Source organism: Pseudomonas sp. Lb2C2, from assembly GCF_052112205.1.
GTDB lineage: Bacteria > Pseudomonadota > Gammaproteobacteria > Pseudomonadales > Pseudomonadaceae > Aquipseudomonas > Aquipseudomonas kilonensis.
In genome coordinates this window covers 288,147-309,159 of record NZ_JAUTYW010000004.1, presented here as the reverse complement: position 1 = coordinate 309,159, position 21,013 = coordinate 288,147, and the positions used below count along the sequence as shown (strand labels likewise).

Sequence of the window (21,013 nt, the reverse complement as noted above, 5' to 3'; positions counted from 1 at the left end):
AGACAGATTCAAGTATTACGGTCGGCTATACGCCACTTTTTTTGTTGTAGGGATACTCGGCTTAATGCACACAACTCTGAATGTCCGTTCTTCCTTTCGTTTCTCAGAACGTTCGTTCAGGATCCTTCCGACATCGTATGGAGCGTGCTCATCGCGCTGTGGCAATCGTTGCTCTCGGCACCGATAACGTCAAATTCTTATTGCCGATTGAATCTGATCATAAAAAGCTATCACCCTGACCAGGCGCCGGAACGGCGCAGTGGAGCGACATTTTTAGCGGTAAATCCGTCATAACGCGCTTAAAACAGGTGCATTCCAGAGCGAATCGCTACCAGTATCCAGGTTGCTGGTAAACGGCTTTTAGAAAATCGATAAAGTGTCGTACCTTGGCAGGTAAGTATCGTTGCTGTGGGTATACGGCCTGGATGTCATAATTAGGAAGGGCGAAGTCATCGAGTACCGTAACGAGCTCCCCGCTCATGAGCTCTCTCTGGATCTCCCACGTAGATCGCCATCCAATCCCTACTCCTTGGCGCATCCATGCAAAGAGCAGTTCTCCATCGTTGCAGGCTAGATTGCCGCCGACGCGTATGGCCACAGCTCTGCCGTCTTGCTGAAAGGTCCATCCCCGCTGCTGACCGCCTTGGGAAGTAAACGCCAGGCAGTTGTGTCCAGCTAACTCCTCTAGTGTTGTCGGCGTTCCATGCGCCTTGAAATACGCAGGCGTCCCGCACACGACCCGCCGATTAGAGAACAATTTAATGGCAACATAGTTTGGATCTGTCACCGGACCGATCCTAATACTCATGTCATAACCCTCCCCCACCAAATCCACCAGGCTGTCAGTGAGATTGAAAGACAGCTTCAGGTGCGGGAACTGACGGTGAAAAGCCAAAGCATGTGGCGCAACGTGCAAGCGTCCAAACCCAGCTGGCGCGGACAAAAGTAAGTTTCCGGTAACCCGTTTCGCACTGCTGCTGATGTCCGCCTCAATATCATCAAATTCCCGTATCAGCGACCTCGCTCTCTCAAGCAATTGCTCACCCAATTCGGTCAGGTGCAGCCCACGGGTTGAACGATGCATCAACTTCACACCCAGACGTCTCTCTAGAGAGTCCAGTCTCCGTCCCAACATAGCAGGCGTTACCCCTTCACTGAGCGCCGCGGCTGCAAAGCTGCCCTTTTGAGCAATTTGAATGAAGCTGTGGAGTTCTGTGTAACGAGCCATTCGATACCTTTTATATCGACAGAAAGCATTATTTGGGGGTTCATCGCCTTAAAAAGCTAATCCAAACTGCAGACCTCTACAAAAGATATGGGTTCGGCCCTAGGACTACACCATGGCAAAAATAAGAGCAATAGATGCAGCCGTTTTGGTGATGCGCCGTGAAGGTGTGGACACCGCTTTCGGCATCCCGGGTGCCGCGATCAACCCGCTGTACTCCGCCTTGCAGAGAAACGGTGGTATTGATCACGTCCTCGCTCGTCACGTGGAAGGCGCTTCGCACATGGCGGAGGGTTATACCCGCGCCAAGGCCGGCAACATTGGCGTGTGCATCGGCACCTCCGGCCCTGCTGGGACCGACATGGTCACTGGCCTTTACAGCGCGTCGGCCGACTCAATTCCGATCCTCTGCATCACTGGGCAAGCCCCCCGCGCTCGTATGCACAAGGAAGACTTCCAGGCCGTCGACATCACCGCCATCGTCAAACCAGTGACTAAATGGGCGACGACCGTCATGGAGCCAGGTCAGGTGCCGTACGCGTTTCAAAAAGCCTTCTATGAAATGCGCTCCGGTCGCCCTGGACCAGTCCTGATAGACCTGCCGTTTGACGTGCAGGTGGCCGAGATCGAATTCGACATCGATGCCTACCAGCCATTGCCATTAGCCAAACCCGCGGCCAACCGCGTGCAGATCGAGAAAGCCCTGGCGATGCTCAATCAGGCTGAGCGTCCATTGCTGGTGGCCGGTGGCGGCATCATCAACGCCGATGCCAGCGAACTGCTGGTGGAGTTCGCCGAACTGACCGGCATCCCGGTCATTCCCACCTTGATGGGCTGGGGCACCATTCCCGACGATCATCCGCTGATGGTCGGCATGGTCGGCCTGCAAACCTCCCATCGCTATGGCAACGCAACCTTGCTCAAGTCGGACGTGGTGCTGGGCGTCGGCAACCGCTGGGCCAACCGTCACACCGGTTCGGTGGATGTCTATACCGAAGGCCGTACGTTCATTCACGTGGACATCGAGCCGACCCAGATCGGCCGCGTGTTCACTCCCGACCTGGGCATCGTTTCCGATGCCGCCTCGGCCCTGACGGTGTTCATCGAAGTGGCCCGTGAATGGCAAGCCGCCGGCAAGCTGAAAAACCGCGACGCCTGGTTGCAAGACTGCCAGCAGCGCAAGGCCAGCCTGCAACGCAAGACGCACTTCGACAACGTGCCGGTCAAGCCACAGCGTGTGTACGAAGAAATGAACCAGGTATTCGGCAAGGACACCTGCTACGTCAGCACCATTGGCCTGTCCCAGATCGCCGGGGCGCAGTTCCTCCATGTCTACAAGCCGCGCCACTGGATCAACTGCGGCCAGGCCGGCCCCTTGGGCTGGACCATTCCGGCCGCGCTGGGGGTGGTCAAGGCCGATCCAAGCCGCAAGGTCGTGGCGCTGTCGGGTGACTATGACTTCCAGTTCATGATCGAAGAGCTGGCGGTGGGGGCGCAGTTCAAGCTGCCCTACATCCATGTGGTGGTGAACAATTCCTACCTGGGCCTGATTCGCCAGGCCCAGCGCGGGTTCGACATGGATTACTGTGTGCAACTGTCCTTCGACAACCTCAACGCCCCGGAACTCAACGGTTATGGCGTAGACCACATCGCTGTGGCCGAGGGCCTTGGCTGCAAGGCTATACGTGTGTTCGAACCGTCTGAAATTGCCCCTGCTCTTCGCAAAGCCGAGCGGATGATCGAAGAGTTCAAAGTTCCGGTGGTCGTCGAGATTATTCTGGAGCGAGTGACCAACATTTCCATGGGCACCGAGATCAACGCCGTCAATGAATTCGAAGAATTGGCGCTGGTCGGCAACGATGCACCGACGGCCACTTCATTGCTGGACTAACAATTGATTGCTCCCACGGGGGCTTGCAAATTTATGGGAGACCATCATGCCGCGTTTCGCCGCGAACCTGTCCATGCTGTTTACCGAGCAGGACTTCCTCGCCCGTTTCGAAGCGGCCGCCAAGGCCGGTTTCAGTGGTGTCGAGTACCTGTTCCCTTACGACTACAGCTCTGCCGAACTCAAGGCCCTGCTCGATGCCAATGGACTGACCCAGGTGCTGTTCAACCTGCCGGCCGGCGACTGGGCTAAAGGCGAGCGCGGCATTGCCTGCCTGCCGGACCGAGTTGAGGAATTCTGCGCCGGGGTCGACCGGGCGATCGTCTATGCCAAGGCGCTGGGCAATACCCAGGTCAATTGCCTGGCCGGGATTCGTCCGCAAAACTGTGATGAGGCAATTTTAGAACAAACTTTCGTTGCCAATCTGAGGTACGCCGCCGAAAAGCTACAAGGCGAAGGCATTAAGCTGGTGATGGAAGCCATTAACACCCATGACATTCCGGGTTTCTACCTGAACAACACCGCCCAGGCCCTGTCGATCAGCGAGCAGGTGGGCAGCGCCAACCTGTACCTGCAATACGACATCTACCACATGCAGATCATGGAAGGTGACCTGGCCCGGACCCTGTCGGCGCACCTGGGCGAGATCAACCACGTGCAACTGGCGGACAACCCAGGCCGCAACGAGCCGGGTACGGGGGAAATCAACTACCGCTTCCTGTTCGAACACCTGGACCGCATCGGCTACCAGGGGTGGGTCGGATGCGAATACAAGCCATTGACCACCACTGAAGCCGGCCTGGGCTGGCTGAAGACCCACAACGCGATCTGACCCGACTCTTTCCCCCTGTGGGAGCGAGCTTGCTCGCGATGACGTCAGTAGAGCCAACATCACCGGCACTGACCCCACCGCTATCGCGAGCAAGCTCGCTCCCACAGGAAAGCAGTCCCTCATTTGCCTGAAGCAGCGATAACAACAAGAGGATTCTCTCATGGCTAAAATCGGATTCATCGGCACCGGCATCATGGGCCAGCCCATGGCACTGAACCTGCAAAAGGCCGGTCACAGCCTGTTCCTGTCCCAGCACCACAACGCGGCCCCGGCCGATCTGCTGGCCGGTGGCGCAGTAGCCTTGGCCAACCCGAAGGAAGTGGCCCAGGAAGCCGAGTTCATCATCGTCATGGTCCCGGACACCCCGCAGGTCGAAGACGTGCTGTTTCGCGCCGATGGCGTGGCGGCGGGCGTGGGCGCGGGCAAGGTGGTGATCGACATGAGCTCGATCTCCCCCACCGCCACCAAGGCCTTCGCGGCGAAGATCAATGAAAAAGGCGCGCAGTACCTTGATGCCCCGGTGTCCGGCGGTGAAGTCGGCGCCAAGGCCGCCACCCTGAGCATCATGGTCGGTGGTGACAGCGCCGCCTTCGAACGCGCGCTGCCGCTGTTCCAGGCCATGGGCAAGAACATCACCCTGGTAGGCGGCAACGGCGATGGCCAGACCGCCAAGGTGGCAAACCAGATCATCGTCGCGCTGAATATCCAGGCGGTGGCCGAAGCCTTGTTGTTCGCCTCGAAAAACGGTGCCGACCCGGCCAAGGTCCGTGAAGCGCTGATGGGCGGTTTCGCCTCGTCGAAGATTCTTGAAGTGCACGGCGAACGCATGATCAAGGGCACCTTCGACCCAGGCTTCCGCATCAGCCTGCACCAGAAGGACCTGAACCTGGCCCTGCAAGGCGCCAAGGAACTGAACATCAACCTGCCCAACACCGCCAACGCCCAACAAGTGTTCAGCACCTGCGCGTCCATCGGCGGCAGCAACTGGGATCACTCGGCGCTGATCAAGGGGTTGGAACATATGGCCAATTTCTCCATCCGCGATAACTGACACACCACACCCCTTGTGGGAGCGGGCTTGCTCGCGAAGGCGATCTTCCTGTCAATGAAGTGTTGACTGACACACCGCCTTCGCGAGCAAGCCCGCTCCCACAGGGTCTGCGTTGCCCTTCAAATAACAAGAATCCCGGGAGCCCGCCATGTCGGTCGATCCGCAACAACTGCTGCGCGAGCTGTTTGCCACGGCCATCGACGCCGCCCACCCCCGGCACGTCCTCGAACAGTACCTGCACGCTGACCGCAGCGGTCGGGTGATCGTCATCGGTGCTGGCAAGGCCGCCGCGGCCATGGCGCAAGTGGTCGAGCGCTGCTGGCGCGGCGAAGTCAGCGGCCTGGTGGTGACCCGCTACGGCCATGGCGCGCCCTGCCAGAAAATCGAAGTGGTGGAAGCCGCTCACCCGGTGCCTGACGCCGCGGGCCTGGAAGTGGCCGGGCGCGTGTTCGAACTGGTCAGCAACCTCAACGAAGACGACCGCGTGATCTTCCTGCTGTCCGGCGGCGGTTCGGCGTTGCTGGCCTTGCCGGCCGCTGGCATTACCCTGGCCGACAAACAATCGATCAACAAAGCCTTGCTCAAATCCGGCGCGACCATCGGCGAGATGAATTGCGTGCGCAAGCACCTCTCGGCGATCAAGGGCGGACGCCTGGGCAAGGCCTGCTGGCCGGCGACGGTCTACACCTATGCGATTTCCGACGTGCCCGGCGATCTCGCCACGGTCATCGCGTCCGGCCCCACCGTCGCCGACCCCAGCACCTCAGCCGAGGCCCTGGCGATTCTCAAGCGCTACGCCATTGAAATCCCCGCCTCCGTACGCAACTGGCTGCAGAGCCCGGAGTCGGAGACCGTCAAGCCCGGCGACCCGAGCCTGGCCCGCAGCCATTTCCAATTGATCGCCCGCCCCCAGCAGTCCTTGGAAGCCGCGGCCGTGAAGGCTCGCCAGGCCGGTTTCAGTCCGTTGATTCTCGGCGATCTGGAAGGCGAATCCCGGGAAGTGGCGAAAGTCCACGCCGGCATCGCCCGGCAAATCGCGCTGCACGGCCAGCCTCTGGCAGCACCGTGCGTGATTCTCTCCGGCGGCGAAACCACCGTCACCGTGCGCGGCGATGGCCGTGGCGGGCGCAACGCCGAATTCCTGCTGAGCCTGACCGACAGCCTCAAGGGCCATTCCGGCATCCATGCGCTGGCTGGCGACACCGATGGCATCGACGGTTCCGAGGACAACGCCGGGGCAATCATGACCCCGGACAGCTATCGCCGCGCCGCCGAGCTGGGCCTGTGTGCCAGCGACGAGTTGGACAACAACAATGGCTACGGCTACTTCGCCGCCCTCGACGCGCTGATCGTCACCGAACCGACCCGTACCAACGTCAACGACTTTCGCGCCATCCTGATTCTTGAGGATCCAAAAAATGATGCTCGATAAAATCAGTTCCTCGCGCCGCGCTCATCTATGACATCTGCGCGTTTATGGACGGGCCGTTAACAGAAGTTGTTCACCAAAACAAAAGATCGTACTCAGTGTTAATTCGCTGAGTAATGCAACGTATCTACAACGCCTTGCCTGGCGACGTGGGAGGCCAACCACAATAAGAGCTCGAATCTGTCTGTAATGCTGAGGCACTTCCATACTAGGCCACGCTTCGTGTTCCACCTTGGCTAAAGCGAAGATGCATCATGCCCACCCCTCAAGTCGCAACGTAGCCCGAACCAAGCGTTGTTCCTCGCTTTCGATTTCCCTGAGGTTCTCGCAGATGCTCTGAATGTGAGCGATAGCCGCCTTTCGCGCCTGTTCAGGCAAGCGGCCGGTGACGGCGTTGTAGAGCCGCGCATGTTGACGGTCGATCTGACGCTTTTGCGGTTCGCGGTGGTAGAGGTTGTTGACCGAGGTAAACACCGAGTTGAGCAGCAAATCTGTCAGCGAACGCAAGGTTTGCACCAGCACCGGATTATGCGAAGCCTCGCAAATTGCCAGGTGAAATGCATGATCGAGCTGGGCATGTTCACTCGCCTCCAGCGAACGACTGTGGGCATCGAGCAACGCATCGTAGCTACGGGTGATGAGGACGAAATCAGCCTCGGTTCCGCGCAAGGCCGCCAAACGCGCTGACTCGCCCTCGAGCAGGCTACGTACCTCGAATAGATCATAGAGCGTACGTGGCTGCGAGCTGAACAAGTACATCAGCGGTGACGCCAATCCATGCCCCGACAGGTCCGCCACGAATGATCCCTTGCCTTGCTCGGTCTTGATAATTCCGCGAGCGCGCAACAACTTTAGCCCCTCTCGAAGGGCGGTACGGGAAACGCCGAGTTTTTCCGTCAGTCGACGCTCCGAAGGCAACAGTTGCCCGGTCTTGAGCACGCCGTCTACGATCAGGCGCTCGATGCGCTCACACACCACATCGGCGACTTGCAAATTACGGCTCGCTTCTACGCTATTCATTGATTATCCAACTGGTATGACCAGCTTCAGCGCAAATCTTGCGCTTGCCTTGACAGGATAATAAGCCGATGTTTTTAAAGTCTTTTTCCAAAAAAAAGAAGGAAGCAAGATTAAAAAACTGGTTCGACCAGACCTACAACACGTAGACAGTAAAGCGTCTCACACCAATGATGCAAGTCAGCAGTATCAGAACAGACTTCTAATAAAAACAACCGAGTCTCGCCCACCGTCTATGAACATTCTCTACGATGAACGCGTCGACGGCGTCCTGCCTGACGTTGACAAAAGTGCGTTGCTACAGGCCCTGCAAGCTCAGCTTCCAAACCTTGAAATCCTGCATCAGCGCGAAGAGCTTAAACCGTACGAATGCGACGGGCTCTCCGCCTATCGCACCACGCCCATGCTGGTGGTGCTGCCACGTCACCTAGACGAGGTCCAGGGCGTGCTTCGTCTCTGCCATGAACGCAAGGTACCCGTCGTCGCCCGCGGTGCAGGTACTGGTTTGTCCGGCGGTGCGCTGCCGTTGGAAAAAGGCGTGCTGCTGGTGATGGCGCGCTTCAACAACATCCTGCACATCGACCCCGCCGCCCGTACCGCACGGGTTCAACCGGGCGTGCGTAACCTGGCGATTTCCCAGGCTGCCGCGCCGTTTGGCTTGTACTACGCGCCAGACCCTTCGTCCCAGATCGCCTGTTCCATCGGCGGTAACGTGGCAGAAAACGCCGGTGGCGTGCATTGCCTGAAGTACGGCCTGACCGTCCACAACCTGCTCAAGGTCGACATCCTCACCGTTGACGGTGAACACTTGAGCCTGGGATCCGACGCGCTCGACTCACCGGGCTTTGACTTGCTCGCACTGTTCACCGGTTCCGAAGGCATGCTCGGAGTGATCACTGAGGTCACGGTCAAACTACTGCCCAAACCGCAAACCGCCAGAGTGCTGCTGGCGGCTTTCGACTCTGTCGAAAAGGCCGGTCGGGCGGTCGGTGACATCATTGCCGCAGGCATCATCCCGGGCGGCCTGGAGATGATGGACAACTTGGCCATTCGCGCCGCCGAAGACTTCATCCACGCCGGCTACCCAGTGGACGCAGAAGCCATTTTGTTGTGTGAACTCGATGGTGTAGAAGCCGACGTTCATGATGACAGCAATCGCGTGCGCCAGGTGCTGGAACAAGCCGGCGCCACCGAAGTGCGCCAGGCTCGGGATGAAGCGGAACGCATACGTTTTTGGGCCGGGCGCAAGAATGCGTTTCCGGCGGTGGGCCGCCTCTCTCCGGATTATTACTGCATGGATGGGACGATCCCGCGCCGAGAATTACCTGGCGTACTGCGCGCAATTGCGGCGTTGTCGGCCGAATACGGCCTGCGAGTGGCCAACGTTTTCCATGCAGGTGACGGCAATATGCATCCGCTGATTCTGTTCGATGCCAATCAACCGGGGGAACTCGATCGCGCCGAAGCACTGGGCGGCAAGATCCTCGAATTGTGCGTGAAAGTCGGCGGCAGCATTACTGGCGAACATGGTGTCGGCCGGGAGAAGATCAATCAGATGTGCGCACAGTTCAACAGCGATGAGTTGACCATGTTCCATGCCGTCAAAGCAGCGTTTGATCCGAGCGGTTTGCTCAACCCCGGCAAGAACATTCCCACCCTGCACCGCTGCGCCGAGTTTGGCGCCATGCACGTTCACATGGGTCAGATGCCCTTCCCCGATCTGGAGCGTTTTTGATGCGCAGCGAACACGATATCGATGACAGTGGCGCGCTGCTGGAGCAGGTCAATCAAGCGTTGCAGAATGCCACTGCGCTGCGCATCCAGGGTTCCAACAGCAAGGTGTTTCTTGGACGTATCGCGGCGGGTGAAGTGCTCGACACGCGCTCCCACCGTGGCATCGTCAGCTATGACCCGACTGAGTTGGTGATCACCGCCCGCTGCGGTACGCCGCTGTCAGAGCTAATGAACGTATTGGACAATGCACAACAAATGCTGCCCTGCGAAGCACCCTCCTTCAGCAAAGATGCCACGGTCGGCGGGATGATCGCTTGCGGGTTATCGGGGCCGCGGCGGCCTTGGTCGGGGTCGGTACGCGACTTTGTCCTCGGCACACGGGTCATCACCGGGCACGGCAAACATTTGCGCTTCGGTGGCGAGGTGATGAAGAACGTAGCGGGCTATGACCTTTCACGGTTGATGGCCGGCAGTTTCGGCGCACTTGGCGTGATCACCGAGGTTTCACTCAAAGTCCTTCCGAAACCACGTCAGTGCTTAAGCATCAGCCTTGAAATGGACAGCGAGCGCGCCTTGCTTCGCCTCGCGGAATGGGGCCAGCAGCCGCTGCCGATCAGCGCGGCCTGCCACGACGGGGAGCGTCTGCACCTGCGCCTGGAAGGAGGCGAAGGTTCGGTGGCGGCGGCCCATGATCGTTTAGGTGGCGAGTGGCTGGACTCTTCGTATTGGCAAGATCTGAACGAACATCGGTTGAGTTTCTTCGATGAGGATCAGCCCCTTTGGCGCCTGTCCTTGCCGCATAACACGCCCCGGCTGTCCCTGCCGGGTGCTCAATTGATCGATTGGGGCGGCGCCCAGCGTTGGCTCAAGTCTGGCGCCGAAGCGACCTTCATTCGCTCCCTCGTCGAACAAGTCGGAGGGCACGCGACCTGCTACAGCCATGGTCTGATCGACAGCCCATTCCAACCGCTGCCTGACGCACTGATGCGCTACCACCGGAACTTGAAACAACAACTCGATCCACGGGGAATCTTCAACCCCGGTCGCTTGTACGCGGAGCTTTGAATCATGCAGACAACCCTGAGCGAAGACGCCCGCCAACTGCCTCGCGCCAAAGAAGCCGAAAGCATTCTGCGCAGTTGCGTGCACTGCGGTTTCTGCAATGCCACCTGCCCGACCTATCAACTGCTGGGTGATGAACTGGATGGCCCCAGGGGGCGCATCTACCTGATCAAGCAGGTGCTTGAAGGCAACGAGGTGACCCGCAAGACACAGGAACACCTGGATCGCTGCCTATCTTGCCGCAACTGCGAAACCACTTGCCCTTCTGGTGTCGACTATCACAACTTGCTGGACATAGGCCGGGCGGTGGTCGATGCGGCAGTGGCGCGCCCTCTCGGCCAACGACTGATGCGCGAGGGTTTGCGCGGCGTGCTGCCCAATCCGGCGCTATTCAAAGGGCTGGTTAACAGTGCCCAGGTTTTCCGCGCATTGTTGCCAAACTCGCTGCAAGTCAAATTGCCTCGCACCGTGTATCCGGCAAAGCCACGACCGACCACTCGTCATACCCGACAAATGCTCATGCTCGAGGGCTGCGTGCAACCGAGTCTGTCGCCCAATACCAACGCGGCCGCCGCACGCGTGCTGGATCGACTGGGGATCAGCGTCACCACAAACCGCGAGGCCGGATGTTGCGGCGCGGTGGACTATCACTTGGACGCTCAGGCCGCCGGCCTTGAGCGGGCCCGCCGCAACATCGATGCGTGGTGGCCAAGCATTGAAAGCGGTGCCGAGGCCATCGTGCAAACCGCCAGCGGCTGCGGTGCCTTCATCAAGGAGTATGGCCACCTGCTCCGCACCGACCCGGTGTATGCCGACAAGGCAAAAAGGGTCAGTGCCCTCGCCAAGGATCTGGTGGAAGTATTGCGCGGCGAGCCGTTGGATAAGCTCGGTGTACACAGCGACCAACGCCTGGCGTTCCACTGCCCCTGCACTTTGCAGCACGCGCAAAAACTCGGGGGTGCAGTCGAAGCCATTCTGACAAACCTGGGATTCAACCTGACCTCTGTTCCCGATAGCCACCTGTGCTGCGGCTCGGCGGGCACTTATTCGCTGACCCAACCCGAACTGTCCAGACAATTGCGCGATAACAAACTCAATGCGCTGGAAAGCGATCACCCCGACGTCATTGTCACCGCCAATATCGGCTGCCAGACCCACCTCAACGGTGCAGGTCGAACCCCTGTCAGGCACTGGATCGAACTGATCGAAGCCGCGTTGCCTTAAACGAGCACTGGAGAATTCCCATGAAAAGCAAAGCCGTACTGAGCCAGACCGAAGTCAGCAAAATTCTCGCTGCCGCACGTACCGAAGCCCAACACAATCAATGGGCCGTCACCATCGTGATTGTCGATGACGGAGGCCATCCATTGGCCCTCGAACGCCTCGACGGTTGCGCACCAATTGGCGCCTACATCGCCACCGAAAAGGCACGCACTTCGGCCCTGGGTCGGCGTGAGTCCAAAGGCTACGAGGAGATGGTCAATGGCGGGCGCCACGCCTTTTTGTCAGCCCCCTTGCTGACCTCCCTTGAGGGCGGCGTGCCGGTCATCGTCGACGACCAGGTGATCGGTGCGGTCGGTGTGTCGGGGGTCAAGGCTGAGCAGGATGCGCAAGTGGCCAGGGCCGGTGCGCAATGTCTAAAGTGAATTGAGCGGGAAGGTATTAAAGCTAGACCGACATTGGGTGCCTCACCTCTCAGAGGGTGACTGAACTATCCAGTCGCCCTCCACTGGTCACCCTAAGTCCCTTTGCCAAACGTCAAAATAATATTTCTAGTTAAGCGATATATTGCACCTAATCACCTCGATAGCAATCAAGCCATCCCATACCGTCAGCCGTTACCCCAATAGGCTTATACTCACATCCAACCCAGCCCTGATATGAATGAGCGCTGAGAAAATCTAAAATTGCTCGCGCGTTGAGGCTCCCCACATTAGGTTCATGCCGTCCTGGAAATCCAGCAATTTGAAAATGATCAGCCTGGTCAAGATAGCGCGCGGTGCAATCCATTGGGTCAAGTTGCTCCATAGACGCGTGATAAATATCCAAAATTAGTCCAAGCCCATCCAATCGTTCCGTCCATCGAATGGCGTCAGGCAACGAGCGGATAAAATAATCAGCCACCGAAACTTGATTGATGGCTTCGATAACCAGTTTGATTTTATAGCGACCCGCTTCTTCAATTGCCCAACTCATATTTTCTTCAAATTTACGGCGTGATGTCTCATAGCTCGCGTTATCGACAATTCCGCTTAATACGTGCAGGAGCTGACTATTACCCGCTATGGCATAGTCCAACCCCCGAAGAAAATCATTCTTAAACTCCCGTGTTTGGCCGGCTAGCGCAGCTAAGCCCTTGCTGTCGGGTCGCAAGGGAACGGTTGCCAAAACCTGCTGGAGACCGTTGCGATGTAAGTATTTTGCGACGGTGACGGCTGAGATGCCTTGCGGAAAACTGAACTCAACGGCCTCAAAACCAGCGTCGCGCGCCGCATTAAACCGATCTTCGAAGGGGAATTCAGTGAAGAGCAACGATAAATTTGCAGCAAATTTGATCATTTAGCGCCTCGGATTATCCCCGTCGATTTTTTCTTTTGTCGCTTGGTTGATCTGCTCAATCAACGCTCCGATACCATCCAGCAAAAAAGTTCGGGCGGCTCCATCCGCCAACCGTCCATGTTCTATTTTACGGTGTACGTCGCCAATGACGATCTGGGGATAAACCACCAAGGCAGCCCTGACCGCCCAGAGGGTTTCGTTGAGTTGTTGATGGGCTCGAACTCCTCCAGTAAACGCAGGCGATGCCGTGAAACCCAACACTGGGAGTCCAGCCAGGACAGACTTGCCATGGGGCCGGGACAACCAGTCCAGCGCATTCTTCAAAACACCCGACATACCGTGGTTGTATTCCGGCGAGCCGATCAATACCCCATCGGCGGCCGCCACGGCTGCACGCAGGTCGCTAACCGCCTGCGGAGCATGGACGCCGTCGTAATCTTCGTTGTACGGAGGGATGCTTTCCAATCCATGGAGCGTCAATCGAACCTGCCCGGTCAATCGTTCCGCTACTGTGTTGAGGATCGCCGTATGGGCCGACTGCTGACGCAGGCTGCCTGACAGGCCGAGGATATTTATCGTCGCGGTCATTCAAATACTCACAATCTGCGGTTTTGGCTTGAGGAGGAAATGAGCGAGCGCCGGCACCAGTATCAATGCACCCACCATGTTCCAGATGAACATGAAGCCGAGCAGGATGCCCATATCTGCTTGGAACTTAATGGGAGACAACACCCAGGTCAGTACGGCAATACCCAAGGTAATCCCCGTCATCACCACCACTTTCCCTGTCGAGAGCAGGGCCAGATAGTAAGCATCGGACAGGCTTGAACCATTACGCAGGTTGGTCAGGGTCACGCTAAGGATGTACAGCGCATAATCCACCCCGATGCCAACCCCCAGCGCAATCACGGGCAGCGTCGCGACCTTCACGCCGATGTTGAGCCCCACCATCAAGGCTTCGCACAAAATAGATGTCAGCATCAGCGGCAACACTGTGCATACGACAGCTCGCCAGGATCTGAAAGTGATAAAACACAGAGCGATAACGGCTGCATAGACCATGAAGAGCATCTGTACATTCGAACGCTTCACGACGATGTTCGTGGCTGCTTCGATCCCGGCATTTCCTGCCGCATTCAAGAACTGGATCTGATCAGTGTTATGAGTCGCCGCGAACTGCTCGACGGTCTGCACCACACTGGTGAGCGTGTCCGCCTTATGGTCCGTAAGGTAGACATAAACCGTGAGCAAATCGCAATTCTGGTTAAAAAGTTCACGTGGTGCGCGTGTGATGATCGCGTTCAATAGCCCTTGATTACGCGGTATCTCATACCAGGTCATGCTGCCTTCATTCATACCCGCTGCAGCCTGCTTACTCAGCGCGGCTAAAGAAGTCGTCGATACCACCCCAGGCAACTGCTGAAGCTGCGCTTCCAGCGCGTCGACCGACACCAATGTTTGGTAATTGGCGCAATAGTATTGGGGGGTTTTTACCATCACGACGTACTTATCGCTGCTGGCGGAAAAGTTACTGACCATAAAGCGATTGTCGGTGTTGTAGCGCGATTCGGGACGCAGCTCCGGTGCTCCAGGATTCAGGTCACCGATCTTCACGTGCAGGCTGACGGCAAACCCGGCGGCCCCCAGCATCACGGCGATAATGATTGCACCGCTCGCCCATTTGCGCTCGGTGAATAGATCCAGAAACGCCCAAAATGGATGTCGGGCGTGGTGAGCGTCTAGCTGCGAGAACTTGTCGTTAGCCGCTTCACGCAACGCTGCCGCCTTGCTGACACCGGTGTACGACAACAGGATCGGCAACAGAATCAGGTTGGTGAAAATCAACGTCAGCACGCCGATCGTCGCGGCAACGGCCAGGTCCTGGATTACCGGAATCTTGATGATCATCAGAACCGCGAAACCCACGGCATCCGCCACCAGCGCCATCAACCCGGTCAAAAACAGACGGCGAAAGGTGAAGCGTGCTGCCACCAGTTTGTCGGCGCCACGTCCGATATCCTGCATGATCCCGTTCATCTTCTGCGCGCCATGGCTCAAGCCTATGGCAAATACCAGAAACGGAACGAGGATTGAGTACGGGTCAAGATCAAAACCCAGAGTAGGCAGCAAGCCGAGCAACCAGACCACAGCGATGATCGAGCACAGCAGCACCAACAAGGTGCTGCGCACGCAGCGGGTGTACCAATACAACACGATGCCGCAGATGATCAAAGTGGCGGCAAAGAACATCTGCATCTGGCGCATGCCGTCGATCAGGTCACCCACCACCTTGGCGAAGCCGGTGATGTGGATCTTGATGTTTTCGGTTTCGTACTTTGCCCGGATCTGTTCAAGCTGACTTGAAAGGGTGTTGTAATCGAGCGGCTGACCGTCGTCGGATGCACTTTCCTGAAGGGGCAATAGCACGATGCTGGACTTGAAGTTGGCAGCGACCAGGCGGCCAACCTCTCCCGAGCGTTCGACGTTCTGTCGAATCTGCTCCAGGCTATCGGCTGACCCATCGTAATTGTCAGGTATTACCGGGCCGCCGTCGAAGCCCTCCTCCGTCACGCCGATCCAACGGGTCGCGGGCGTCCACAGCGACTTCATGTATGAGCGATCTACGCCAGGTAACAGAAATACCTCGTCATTGATTTTCTTGACCGTCTCAAGGTACGAGGCATCGAAGATGCTGCCCTGCTTGGCCTCGATCGCGATACGTAGAGTGTTGCCCCCCTCGCCCAGTTGGCCTCGATTCTTCAGATAGTTCTGCACATAAGGGTGATCCGTTGGGATCATTTTTTCGAAGGCAGCATTGAGCTTCAAACTCAGTGCCTGGTAGCCCAGTACCAGGCTGAGTAACACGCAAATGCCTAGGATGACACTGCGATGATTGAACAAAAGCCGTTCAACCAGAGTGCCGGAGGATGGGTCGAATACATCCGGCTTAGGGGTGGTTTCGTGCTCTGCAGAGCGTGTATAGCTATTCATTGATCTGCTCCGGCGATTCCACTGCATCTGCGGACGACAGCATGCCCCGTGCGCTGCTGATGATCAGGCTACCGTTTGCGGCCTGCGCCATACCTGTGAAATAACTCGGTTGAGTGATCTTCAGGACAGAGGCTTTGGTACTGCCTTGCTGAAAGCGCAGCACTCTCCCCGACTCATCAGCAAGGAGCACGGAGCCATCCTCAAGACGCAGACCACTAGTCAACGTGACCGGCTGCAAGGTGTCGAGACGCTGCCAGGTATCACCGCGGTCCTTGGACTCGAAAGCTTTACCGCGCAGCCCAAACGCTAGAATTGATCCGTCGTTGGTAGATTGAAGTCCGAAAGTCGTGCCTTCATAAGGTGACGTCAGTGACTCGAAGGTCTTGCCCTCGTCACTTGAACGCAACAGCGTGCCCTGCTCGCCAGCAATGAACAGATCCGTTCCCACCCGTTCGATGCTGTAGAGATGCAATCCGCTTGGGTTATCAATACGGGAGCGCATCGATTGCCAGGTGAGCCCGCCGTCGTGAGTAACAAAAGCCAAGCCATAAGCACCAACGACTATCCCGTTTCTGGAGTCCACGAAGAGTAGATCGAGAAAAGGTTTGTCGGGGCCATCGTCCACGAGTTGCTGTGCTTGAGCTAAACGCTCTTGCGCTTTTTCTGCGTCTCGAGCAGCTTCAGCGACTTGCTTGGCTTCTTGCAATTCGATATCAGCGGCCAGAACGCCGTCCAACTGCTTGTCCCAGTTCAGTCCGCCATCCCGGCTGTGCAGGACCACCCCAGCGTGTCCGACTGCCCAACCTTCGAGGTCGTCGAGAAAGCGAACTTTGACAAGGGTCATACTGACAGGGGACCTGACTTGCCTCCAGCTACCACCGTTATCCTCAGATACAACAATGAACCCTCTTTCGCCAACCGCCACAAGGCGTTGACCTGCCCTCGCGACACTCAGCATGACCGACTTAGCTGCCATGGCGCTTGTGATTGATGGCTGCACCGACAGTCCGCCAGGCTGTGCCGCAGCTACGCCGGTGAGCGCCGTTATGATTGACACACTTAGCATCAACGCCTTGAACGGATGTTGGTATGAAACCCTGGGATTTTGAATTCTCATTGGCGAGCCTCGATGATGCGGTTCAGCGGACGCCGCGCCAGTGACACCGCGTCCATGGAACACAAGTTTGAAAAGTTGCTGCGAGGCTCAGCGCACCGACCCGGATGCCACCGCGGTACCGGTGAAAAAGTTCTCGGGTTTGCGCGGTATCACGCTGTAGGTTTCCCCGTTCAGACCCTGGACGACGCTGTAGGTCTTGGCCTGCAGGTTGTAGATCACTACAGGTTTGACCACCACCGCTGGGATGGCTGGCACCACGAATGGCAGCACCTGGGAGACACGCCAGAGTTTGCCCTCGGCGTCGTAGCCATCCACCAGCGAGATGGTCCAGCTGTCTTCGTCGATGAAGAATCGGCGCTTGGGCACGGCATGGCGTTTGCCCGGCGCCACCGTGGCTTCCAGCTCCCAGACACGGTGAAGTTCCCAGCGCACTTTGTCGGCATTGAGGTGGTTGGCGGTAAAGGCATCTTCGCGTTTTTCGGCGTGGAACTTGTTGTCGTTATAAGGGATGTACAGTTCTTTCTTGCCCACCAGTTTCCAGTCGTAGCGATCCGGATGACCGATGAAGCCGTGCACCTCATCGAAATAGTTGGCGCCCGAAGCGACGAAGTCCGGGGTGTCATAACCCACGGTAGGCGCCCGCCGCACACGGCGTTGGCCGACCAGATACTGCCAGGCCTCTCGCGGCTGCTGAGCGTTGATGCTGTCATGGGTCACCAGTGATTCCCCAGCCTTGAACGGCGGCTCGCTGGTCAAGAACCGCAGCAGCGCATACTGCCCGGACCATTTATCTGCGGCACCGTTTTTGTAGTAGTACGGGTACTGCCAGTTCTCCACGCCCCTGCTGGCCAGCGTCCGAGTCCCGTCGGCGTTGCCGATGATGTTGGAATAGCCCATCTGTATGGATTCGGCTTCAACCCGCAGCAGGAAATTCCAGATGACCTCATTGCCGTTTTTCGGAATCGGGAACGGGATTCCGCCGTAGCACCCCTCTACTGACAAACCATTGCTGGTGGTCTTGCAATTGGTGGCATTGGCGAAGGTGTTTTGATAGACGCTGTCCGGCGCCGCAGCGCTGCGGTGAGTCGGGTAGACATCAAGGTGGAAGGTGTCGGGGAATTTGGCCAACAGGGCTTTGGTTCCTTCACTCAACTTGTCGGCGTACTGCGCAGCGTTCTTGGCGTTGATCTGCAATAGCGGTTTTTCGCCGGGGAACGGATCGGCGGGTACATCGCCGAACTTGGCCCCGGCGACATCCTTGGTCAAGCCGCCGGTCCAGGCCGGAATGGAGCCATCGGCGTTGCCGGCTTTTTCGGCCCCCATGGGTGTCAGCGTGGTCTTGAGCTTCGCCGCCTCGTCAGGGCTGACCGCTGCCAGCGCGGTACCGACAGACAGTGAGATCGACAGAGTGGACAGCAATAGCAGTTTAATTTTTATCATTATCAGGGCCCGCCTGTTCTTTGCTTAAAAGGTTCGCTGGATCGAAAACGCCACGAAATCCCGGTCTTTCATGTTTTGCTGATAGGTGAACGAATTGGCTGAATTGATGACGGGCCCGGCCTCACCAAAGAAGTTGGTGTAGCTCAGCGAGGCGTACCACTGCTTCTTGTAATCGGCCTTGAGACCCAGGGTCAGGTCGCCGCCATGTTCCGGGCCAAATGCCTGGGGCGTGACGGAAGAACGCCCGGACGGGTTATAGCCAAGGGTGATCGGCGCTTGGACGTCGATGCCAGGAAAAACCTGGAAATATTGCGGTTCAAACGTGAAGCGCATGGCGAACGCATCGCGCGTGGTGTTGGGGTCCAGTTGATCGGCGTTCTTGGTCACGCTCAGCCGTCGGTTGAACGCCAGTTCACCCACCAGGGATGCGCCGTCCCACAACGCGGATCCGCCGTAGACATTGATCATCGATACCTGGGCATGCCACGACCGACCAATGGGATACGCGGGGTTGGAATCGTTGTCGGCGTCCATGCCAGTGATGATGGTGCCGCCGATACCCGCCAGGGGCGTATCGAGCCTGATCGATGTTTCACCGGCGATATTGGCCTCGCCCACCAGCGTACTGAAGCTGGCACCGAAGACCTTCACGTCCTCGGGATAGACATTGATAAAAGAGTCATCGGCCCCCGGCACCAGAGCGGCCGGACGGAAGTAAAACACCGGCGTCTTTTCGTGATATTTCGCGGCGTAGAGACCAAACTCCCAGTCCTCCACAGCGAACTTCAACTGCGCGCCGAACTGCCCGGAATCCCTTGCATCCTTGTCCTTGCCATGGCGCAGTTCGCCGGTTGGGAAGAAGACCCGCTCCCCGCCTTCACCCACAAAATCCGCGCCGCTGAAGTAGCTACCTGCGGCGGGCAAACGGGTCTTGTTCCATTCGAATTGGTAGTAAGCCCCCACACTCACCGTGTCGTTCAGTTGCCAGTTTCCGGACACTTGCTTGGTGGGCATCAGGATTTCTTTGAACTGGGAACCGGGGACTGACTGAAGCTTCACCAGGTCTACGGTGGATTGGGCGTTGGCAATACCGTTGGCACCGAAGAACAGGCTTTCGCCGTAGATCTGTGTGAACTGCCCGAGCCGCCCGGACAACGAAGTCGTGCCGATCTCCGTCGAGCCATAGACAAAAGCGTCGAGGATTTCAGTGCGTTGACCGTGGATCCGGCGGGTGTCGCTGGTGAATTCGTCGTGGTCGACACTCAACGAGTTGGCGGTGCCTGGCGAATCGTTGTCATTGTCCTGGCTGTAGACGTTGTCGTACCAGGACGCCGCGCTGAGGCGCGCACCGACGTCTTTGTACTTGATGTCGAACTCGGAAAGGATGTCCAGGCGATTGGAGATGAGCCCGCGGTCGAAATTTCGATCGCCGTCGTCCAGGTTGGGGTTGCTGTTGGAGGTCCCAGGGCCGACCGCCACCTTGTGATCGAGCTTGTTCACCCGCCAGGCGTTGCTGTACTTGATGGTGTTATCCCAGGTCGCCGAAAGGTCGGGGTTGCCGGTATCGATCTGGAAGGCTTGCGCCTGGGTTGAAAGGCCCAGCAGTACCGTTGCGCTGACTGCGCAAGCAAGGCTGGAGACCGGCAACGGGCAGAACCGCTGGTTGGCTGTTTTCATGGAGATGTTCCTGTTTTTTTGTTTTTGTAAAAGGTCATCCACTCGCAGCCTTGGCCGCGAATACCACTGGCATTGCTTATATGCGTAAAAATACCATTACTGCACTTAAATATATTTTGTGCACAAAAACTATCCCTGCGCAAATTCAAAGTCAAGCGGATAAATCAGTCTTTGCACTAAACTGTGTTTTGCGCATAAAATCCTTTTGGTGCAAATTTTAGGACGACTCCGACCATGATCCCCTCCCCCAGCATTCCGCTGATCGATGTCGCGTTGACGAAGATGAAAAAAGCGATCGTCTGTTGTGAGCTGGCGCCCGGCGAAAAACTCAAGGTCGCAGAGTTGTCCAAGACCTACGGACTCAGCAGCTCGCCGATTCGTGAAGCCCTCAATCGACTGACCCAGGATGGCGTGGTTGAAGCCAGCGATAACAAGGGCTTCAGGGTCGCCGCCATTTCCGTCACTGACTTTCGCGACATCACCCGCATGCGCTGTCTGCTGGAATGCGAGGCGTTGGCCGATGCCATCCAACATGGCGACGATGCCTGGGAAGCCGATGTGCTGGGGGCCTTTCACCGCCTGAATCTGGTCGAGAAAAAACTCGGGAGCGGGGTGCTGGTACTCGATGATGAATGGTCGGCCCGACACAAGGCCTTTCACTTTGCCTTGTTCGCGGCGTGCCCCTCGCCGTTGTTGCTGAAGATGATCGACTCGCTGTTTGATCGGGCCGAGCGCTACCGGCGCTTTTCCGCCCAGCAGCGGGTCACCCAGCGGCACAAGGGCAACGAGCACCAGAGATTGATGGAAGCGGCCCTTGCTCGCGACAGCGAGAAAGCCGTCACCTTGCTGCGCAATCACATCCAGGAAACCCTGGGCCGGATCGTCGAAGCCATAGAACGCCGACAAGCCACGCTTCAATAAGCCTTATTGACACATCATAAAAAAGCCCTTCGCCTGGCACTGTTTTCGTGGACAGTGCCAGGCGAAGGGC

General features: G+C 57.6%; 17 protein-coding genes. 9 read left to right on the top strand and 8 right to left on the bottom strand.

Annotation, left to right across the window (positions count from 1 at the left end; genetic code table 11):
* Positions 1-328: 328 nt before the first annotated feature.
* A complete protein-coding gene (locus Q7F16_RS13430; protein WP_207962425.1) occupies positions 329-1,228 on the bottom strand; it encodes a LysR family transcriptional regulator in 900 nt (299 codons plus the stop codon).
* A gap of 112 nt (positions 1,229-1,340) precedes the next feature.
* Here Q7F16_RS13430 and gcl point away from each other — a divergent pair, with 112 nt between their 5' ends.
* The 4 genes from gcl to Q7F16_RS13410 all read left to right on the top strand — a co-directional run bounded on the left by gcl (position 1,341) and on the right by Q7F16_RS13410 (position 6,428).
* On the top strand, positions 1,341-3,116 hold the full coding sequence (gcl, locus tag Q7F16_RS13425) for a glyoxylate carboligase (protein WP_409556264.1): 1,776 nt from the start codon (positions 1,341-1,343) through the stop codon (positions 3,114-3,116).
* Between the two features lie 46 nt (positions 3,117-3,162).
* On the top strand, positions 3,163-3,945 hold the full coding sequence (gene hyi / locus Q7F16_RS13420; RefSeq protein WP_409556263.1) for a hydroxypyruvate isomerase: 783 nt from the start codon (positions 3,163-3,165) through the stop codon (positions 3,943-3,945).
* 160 nt (positions 3,946-4,105) lie between these two features.
* The gene (locus tag Q7F16_RS13415) at positions 4,106-4,996 is read left to right on the top strand and encodes a 2-hydroxy-3-oxopropionate reductase (protein ID WP_409556262.1); all 891 of its coding nucleotides are present in this window, start codon (positions 4,106-4,108) and stop codon (positions 4,994-4,996) included.
* 148 nt (positions 4,997-5,144) lie between these two features.
* A complete protein-coding gene (locus tag Q7F16_RS13410) occupies positions 5,145-6,428 on the top strand; it encodes a glycerate kinase type-2 family protein (protein ID WP_409556261.1) in 1,284 nt (427 codons plus the stop codon).
* A 249-nt stretch (positions 6,429-6,677) separates the two neighbouring features.
* On the opposite strand, the gene glcC is transcribed toward Q7F16_RS13410, so the two are convergent.
* Complete coding sequence (gene glcC / locus Q7F16_RS13405) at positions 6,678-7,445, bottom strand: transcriptional regulator GlcC (protein WP_409556260.1); 768 nt, start codon at positions 7,443-7,445, stop codon at positions 6,678-6,680.
* A gap of 232 nt (positions 7,446-7,677) precedes the next feature.
* Here glcC and glcD point away from each other — a divergent pair, with 232 nt between their 5' ends.
* Genes glcD through Q7F16_RS13385 form a run of 4 tightly spaced genes read left to right on the top strand, consistent with a single transcriptional unit; the run spans position 7,678 to position 11,884 of the window.
* Positions 7,678-9,177 carry a glycolate oxidase subunit GlcD gene (gene glcD, locus Q7F16_RS13400; RefSeq protein ID WP_217859846.1) on the top strand — a complete coding sequence of 500 codons (1,500 nt, stop codon included), beginning with the start codon at positions 7,678-7,680 and terminating at the stop codon, positions 9,175-9,177.
* Positions 9,177-10,241 carry a glycolate oxidase subunit GlcE gene (glcE, locus tag Q7F16_RS13395; protein WP_046061923.1) on the top strand — a complete coding sequence of 355 codons (1,065 nt, stop codon included), beginning with the start codon at positions 9,177-9,179 and terminating at the stop codon, positions 10,239-10,241. Before glcD ends, glcE begins: the two co-directional genes overlap by 1 nt.
* 3 nt (positions 10,242-10,244) lie before the next feature.
* Positions 10,245-11,462 (top strand): glycolate oxidase subunit GlcF, encoded by a 1,218-nt coding sequence (gene glcF, locus Q7F16_RS13390; RefSeq protein ID WP_310360408.1) that lies wholly within the window; start codon positions 10,245-10,247, stop codon positions 11,460-11,462.
* A gap of 20 nt (positions 11,463-11,482) precedes the next feature.
* Positions 11,483-11,884, top strand: coding sequence for a heme-binding protein (locus Q7F16_RS13385; protein WP_046061925.1), 402 nt, complete (start codon positions 11,483-11,485; stop codon positions 11,882-11,884).
* Between the two features lie 148 nt (positions 11,885-12,032).
* Here Q7F16_RS13385 and Q7F16_RS13380 read toward each other — a convergent pair whose 3' ends face one another.
* From Q7F16_RS13380 to Q7F16_RS13355, 6 genes are all read right to left on the bottom strand, one after another.
* Positions 12,033-12,797, bottom strand: coding sequence for a hydroxypyruvate isomerase family protein (locus Q7F16_RS13380; RefSeq protein ID WP_409556259.1), 765 nt, complete (start codon positions 12,795-12,797; stop codon positions 12,033-12,035).
* A complete protein-coding gene (locus tag Q7F16_RS13375) occupies positions 12,798-13,385 on the bottom strand; it encodes an NADPH-dependent FMN reductase (protein WP_217859849.1) in 588 nt (195 codons plus the stop codon).
* A complete protein-coding gene (locus tag Q7F16_RS13370) occupies positions 13,386-15,788 on the bottom strand; it encodes an efflux RND transporter permease subunit (protein WP_409556258.1) in 2,403 nt (800 codons plus the stop codon). It lies immediately after the preceding gene.
* Positions 15,781-16,746, bottom strand: coding sequence for a WD40/YVTN/BNR-like repeat-containing protein (locus Q7F16_RS13365; protein ID WP_409556380.1), 966 nt, complete (start codon positions 16,744-16,746; stop codon positions 15,781-15,783). Before Q7F16_RS13365 ends, Q7F16_RS13370 begins: the two co-directional genes overlap by 8 nt.
* A gap of 246 nt (positions 16,747-16,992) precedes the next feature.
* On the bottom strand, positions 16,993-18,345 hold the full coding sequence (locus Q7F16_RS13360; protein ID WP_409556257.1) for a DUF1329 domain-containing protein: 1,353 nt from the start codon (positions 18,343-18,345) through the stop codon (positions 16,993-16,995).
* A 24-nt stretch (positions 18,346-18,369) separates the two neighbouring features.
* Entirely contained in the window at positions 18,370-20,022 is a 1,653-nt protein-coding gene (locus Q7F16_RS13355) for a DUF1302 domain-containing protein (RefSeq protein WP_409556256.1), read from the bottom strand.
* A gap of 234 nt (positions 20,023-20,256) precedes the next feature.
* On the opposite strand from Q7F16_RS13355, the gene Q7F16_RS13350 reads away from it, so the two are divergent.
* Positions 20,257-20,943 carry a GntR family transcriptional regulator gene (locus Q7F16_RS13350; RefSeq protein WP_409556255.1) on the top strand — a complete coding sequence of 229 codons (687 nt, stop codon included), beginning with the start codon at positions 20,257-20,259 and terminating at the stop codon, positions 20,941-20,943.
* The last annotated feature ends 70 nt before the right edge of the window (positions 20,944-21,013 follow it).

Coding starts and splice junctions, on each gene's coding strand:
- Q7F16_RS13430 (WP_207962425.1), bottom strand. CDS start 1,228: ATGGCTCGTTACACAGAACTCCACAGCTTCATTCAAATTGCTCAAAAG.
- gcl (WP_409556264.1), top strand. CDS start 1,341: ATGGCAAAAATAAGAGCAATAGATGCAGCCGTTTTGGTGATGCGCCGT.
- hyi (WP_409556263.1), top strand. CDS start 3,163: ATGCCGCGTTTCGCCGCGAACCTGTCCATGCTGTTTACCGAGCAGGAC.
- Q7F16_RS13415 (WP_409556262.1), top strand. CDS start 4,106: ATGGCTAAAATCGGATTCATCGGCACCGGCATCATGGGCCAGCCCATG.
- Q7F16_RS13410 (WP_409556261.1), top strand. CDS start 5,145: ATGTCGGTCGATCCGCAACAACTGCTGCGCGAGCTGTTTGCCACGGCC.
- glcC (WP_409556260.1), bottom strand. CDS start 7,445: ATGAATAGCGTAGAAGCGAGCCGTAATTTGCAAGTCGCCGATGTGGTG.
- glcD (WP_217859846.1), top strand. CDS start 7,678: ATGAACATTCTCTACGATGAACGCGTCGACGGCGTCCTGCCTGACGTT.
- glcE (WP_046061923.1), top strand. CDS start 9,177: ATGCGCAGCGAACACGATATCGATGACAGTGGCGCGCTGCTGGAGCAG.
- glcF (WP_310360408.1), top strand. CDS start 10,245: ATGCAGACAACCCTGAGCGAAGACGCCCGCCAACTGCCTCGCGCCAAA.
- Q7F16_RS13385 (WP_046061925.1), top strand. CDS start 11,483: ATGAAAAGCAAAGCCGTACTGAGCCAGACCGAAGTCAGCAAAATTCTC.
- Q7F16_RS13380 (WP_409556259.1), bottom strand. CDS start 12,797: ATGATCAAATTTGCTGCAAATTTATCGTTGCTCTTCACTGAATTCCCC.
- Q7F16_RS13375 (WP_217859849.1), bottom strand. CDS start 13,385: ATGACCGCGACGATAAATATCCTCGGCCTGTCAGGCAGCCTGCGTCAG.
- Q7F16_RS13370 (WP_409556258.1), bottom strand. CDS start 15,788: ATGAATAGCTATACACGCTCTGCAGAGCACGAAACCACCCCTAAGCCG.
- Q7F16_RS13365 (WP_409556380.1), bottom strand. CDS start 16,746: ATGCTGAGTGTCGCGAGGGCAGGTCAACGCCTTGTGGCGGTTGGCGAA.
- Q7F16_RS13360 (WP_409556257.1), bottom strand. CDS start 18,345: ATGATAAAAATTAAACTGCTATTGCTGTCCACTCTGTCGATCTCACTG.
- Q7F16_RS13355 (WP_409556256.1), bottom strand. CDS start 20,022: ATGAAAACAGCCAACCAGCGGTTCTGCCCGTTGCCGGTCTCCAGCCTT.
- Q7F16_RS13350 (WP_409556255.1), top strand. CDS start 20,257: ATGATCCCCTCCCCCAGCATTCCGCTGATCGATGTCGCGTTGACGAAG.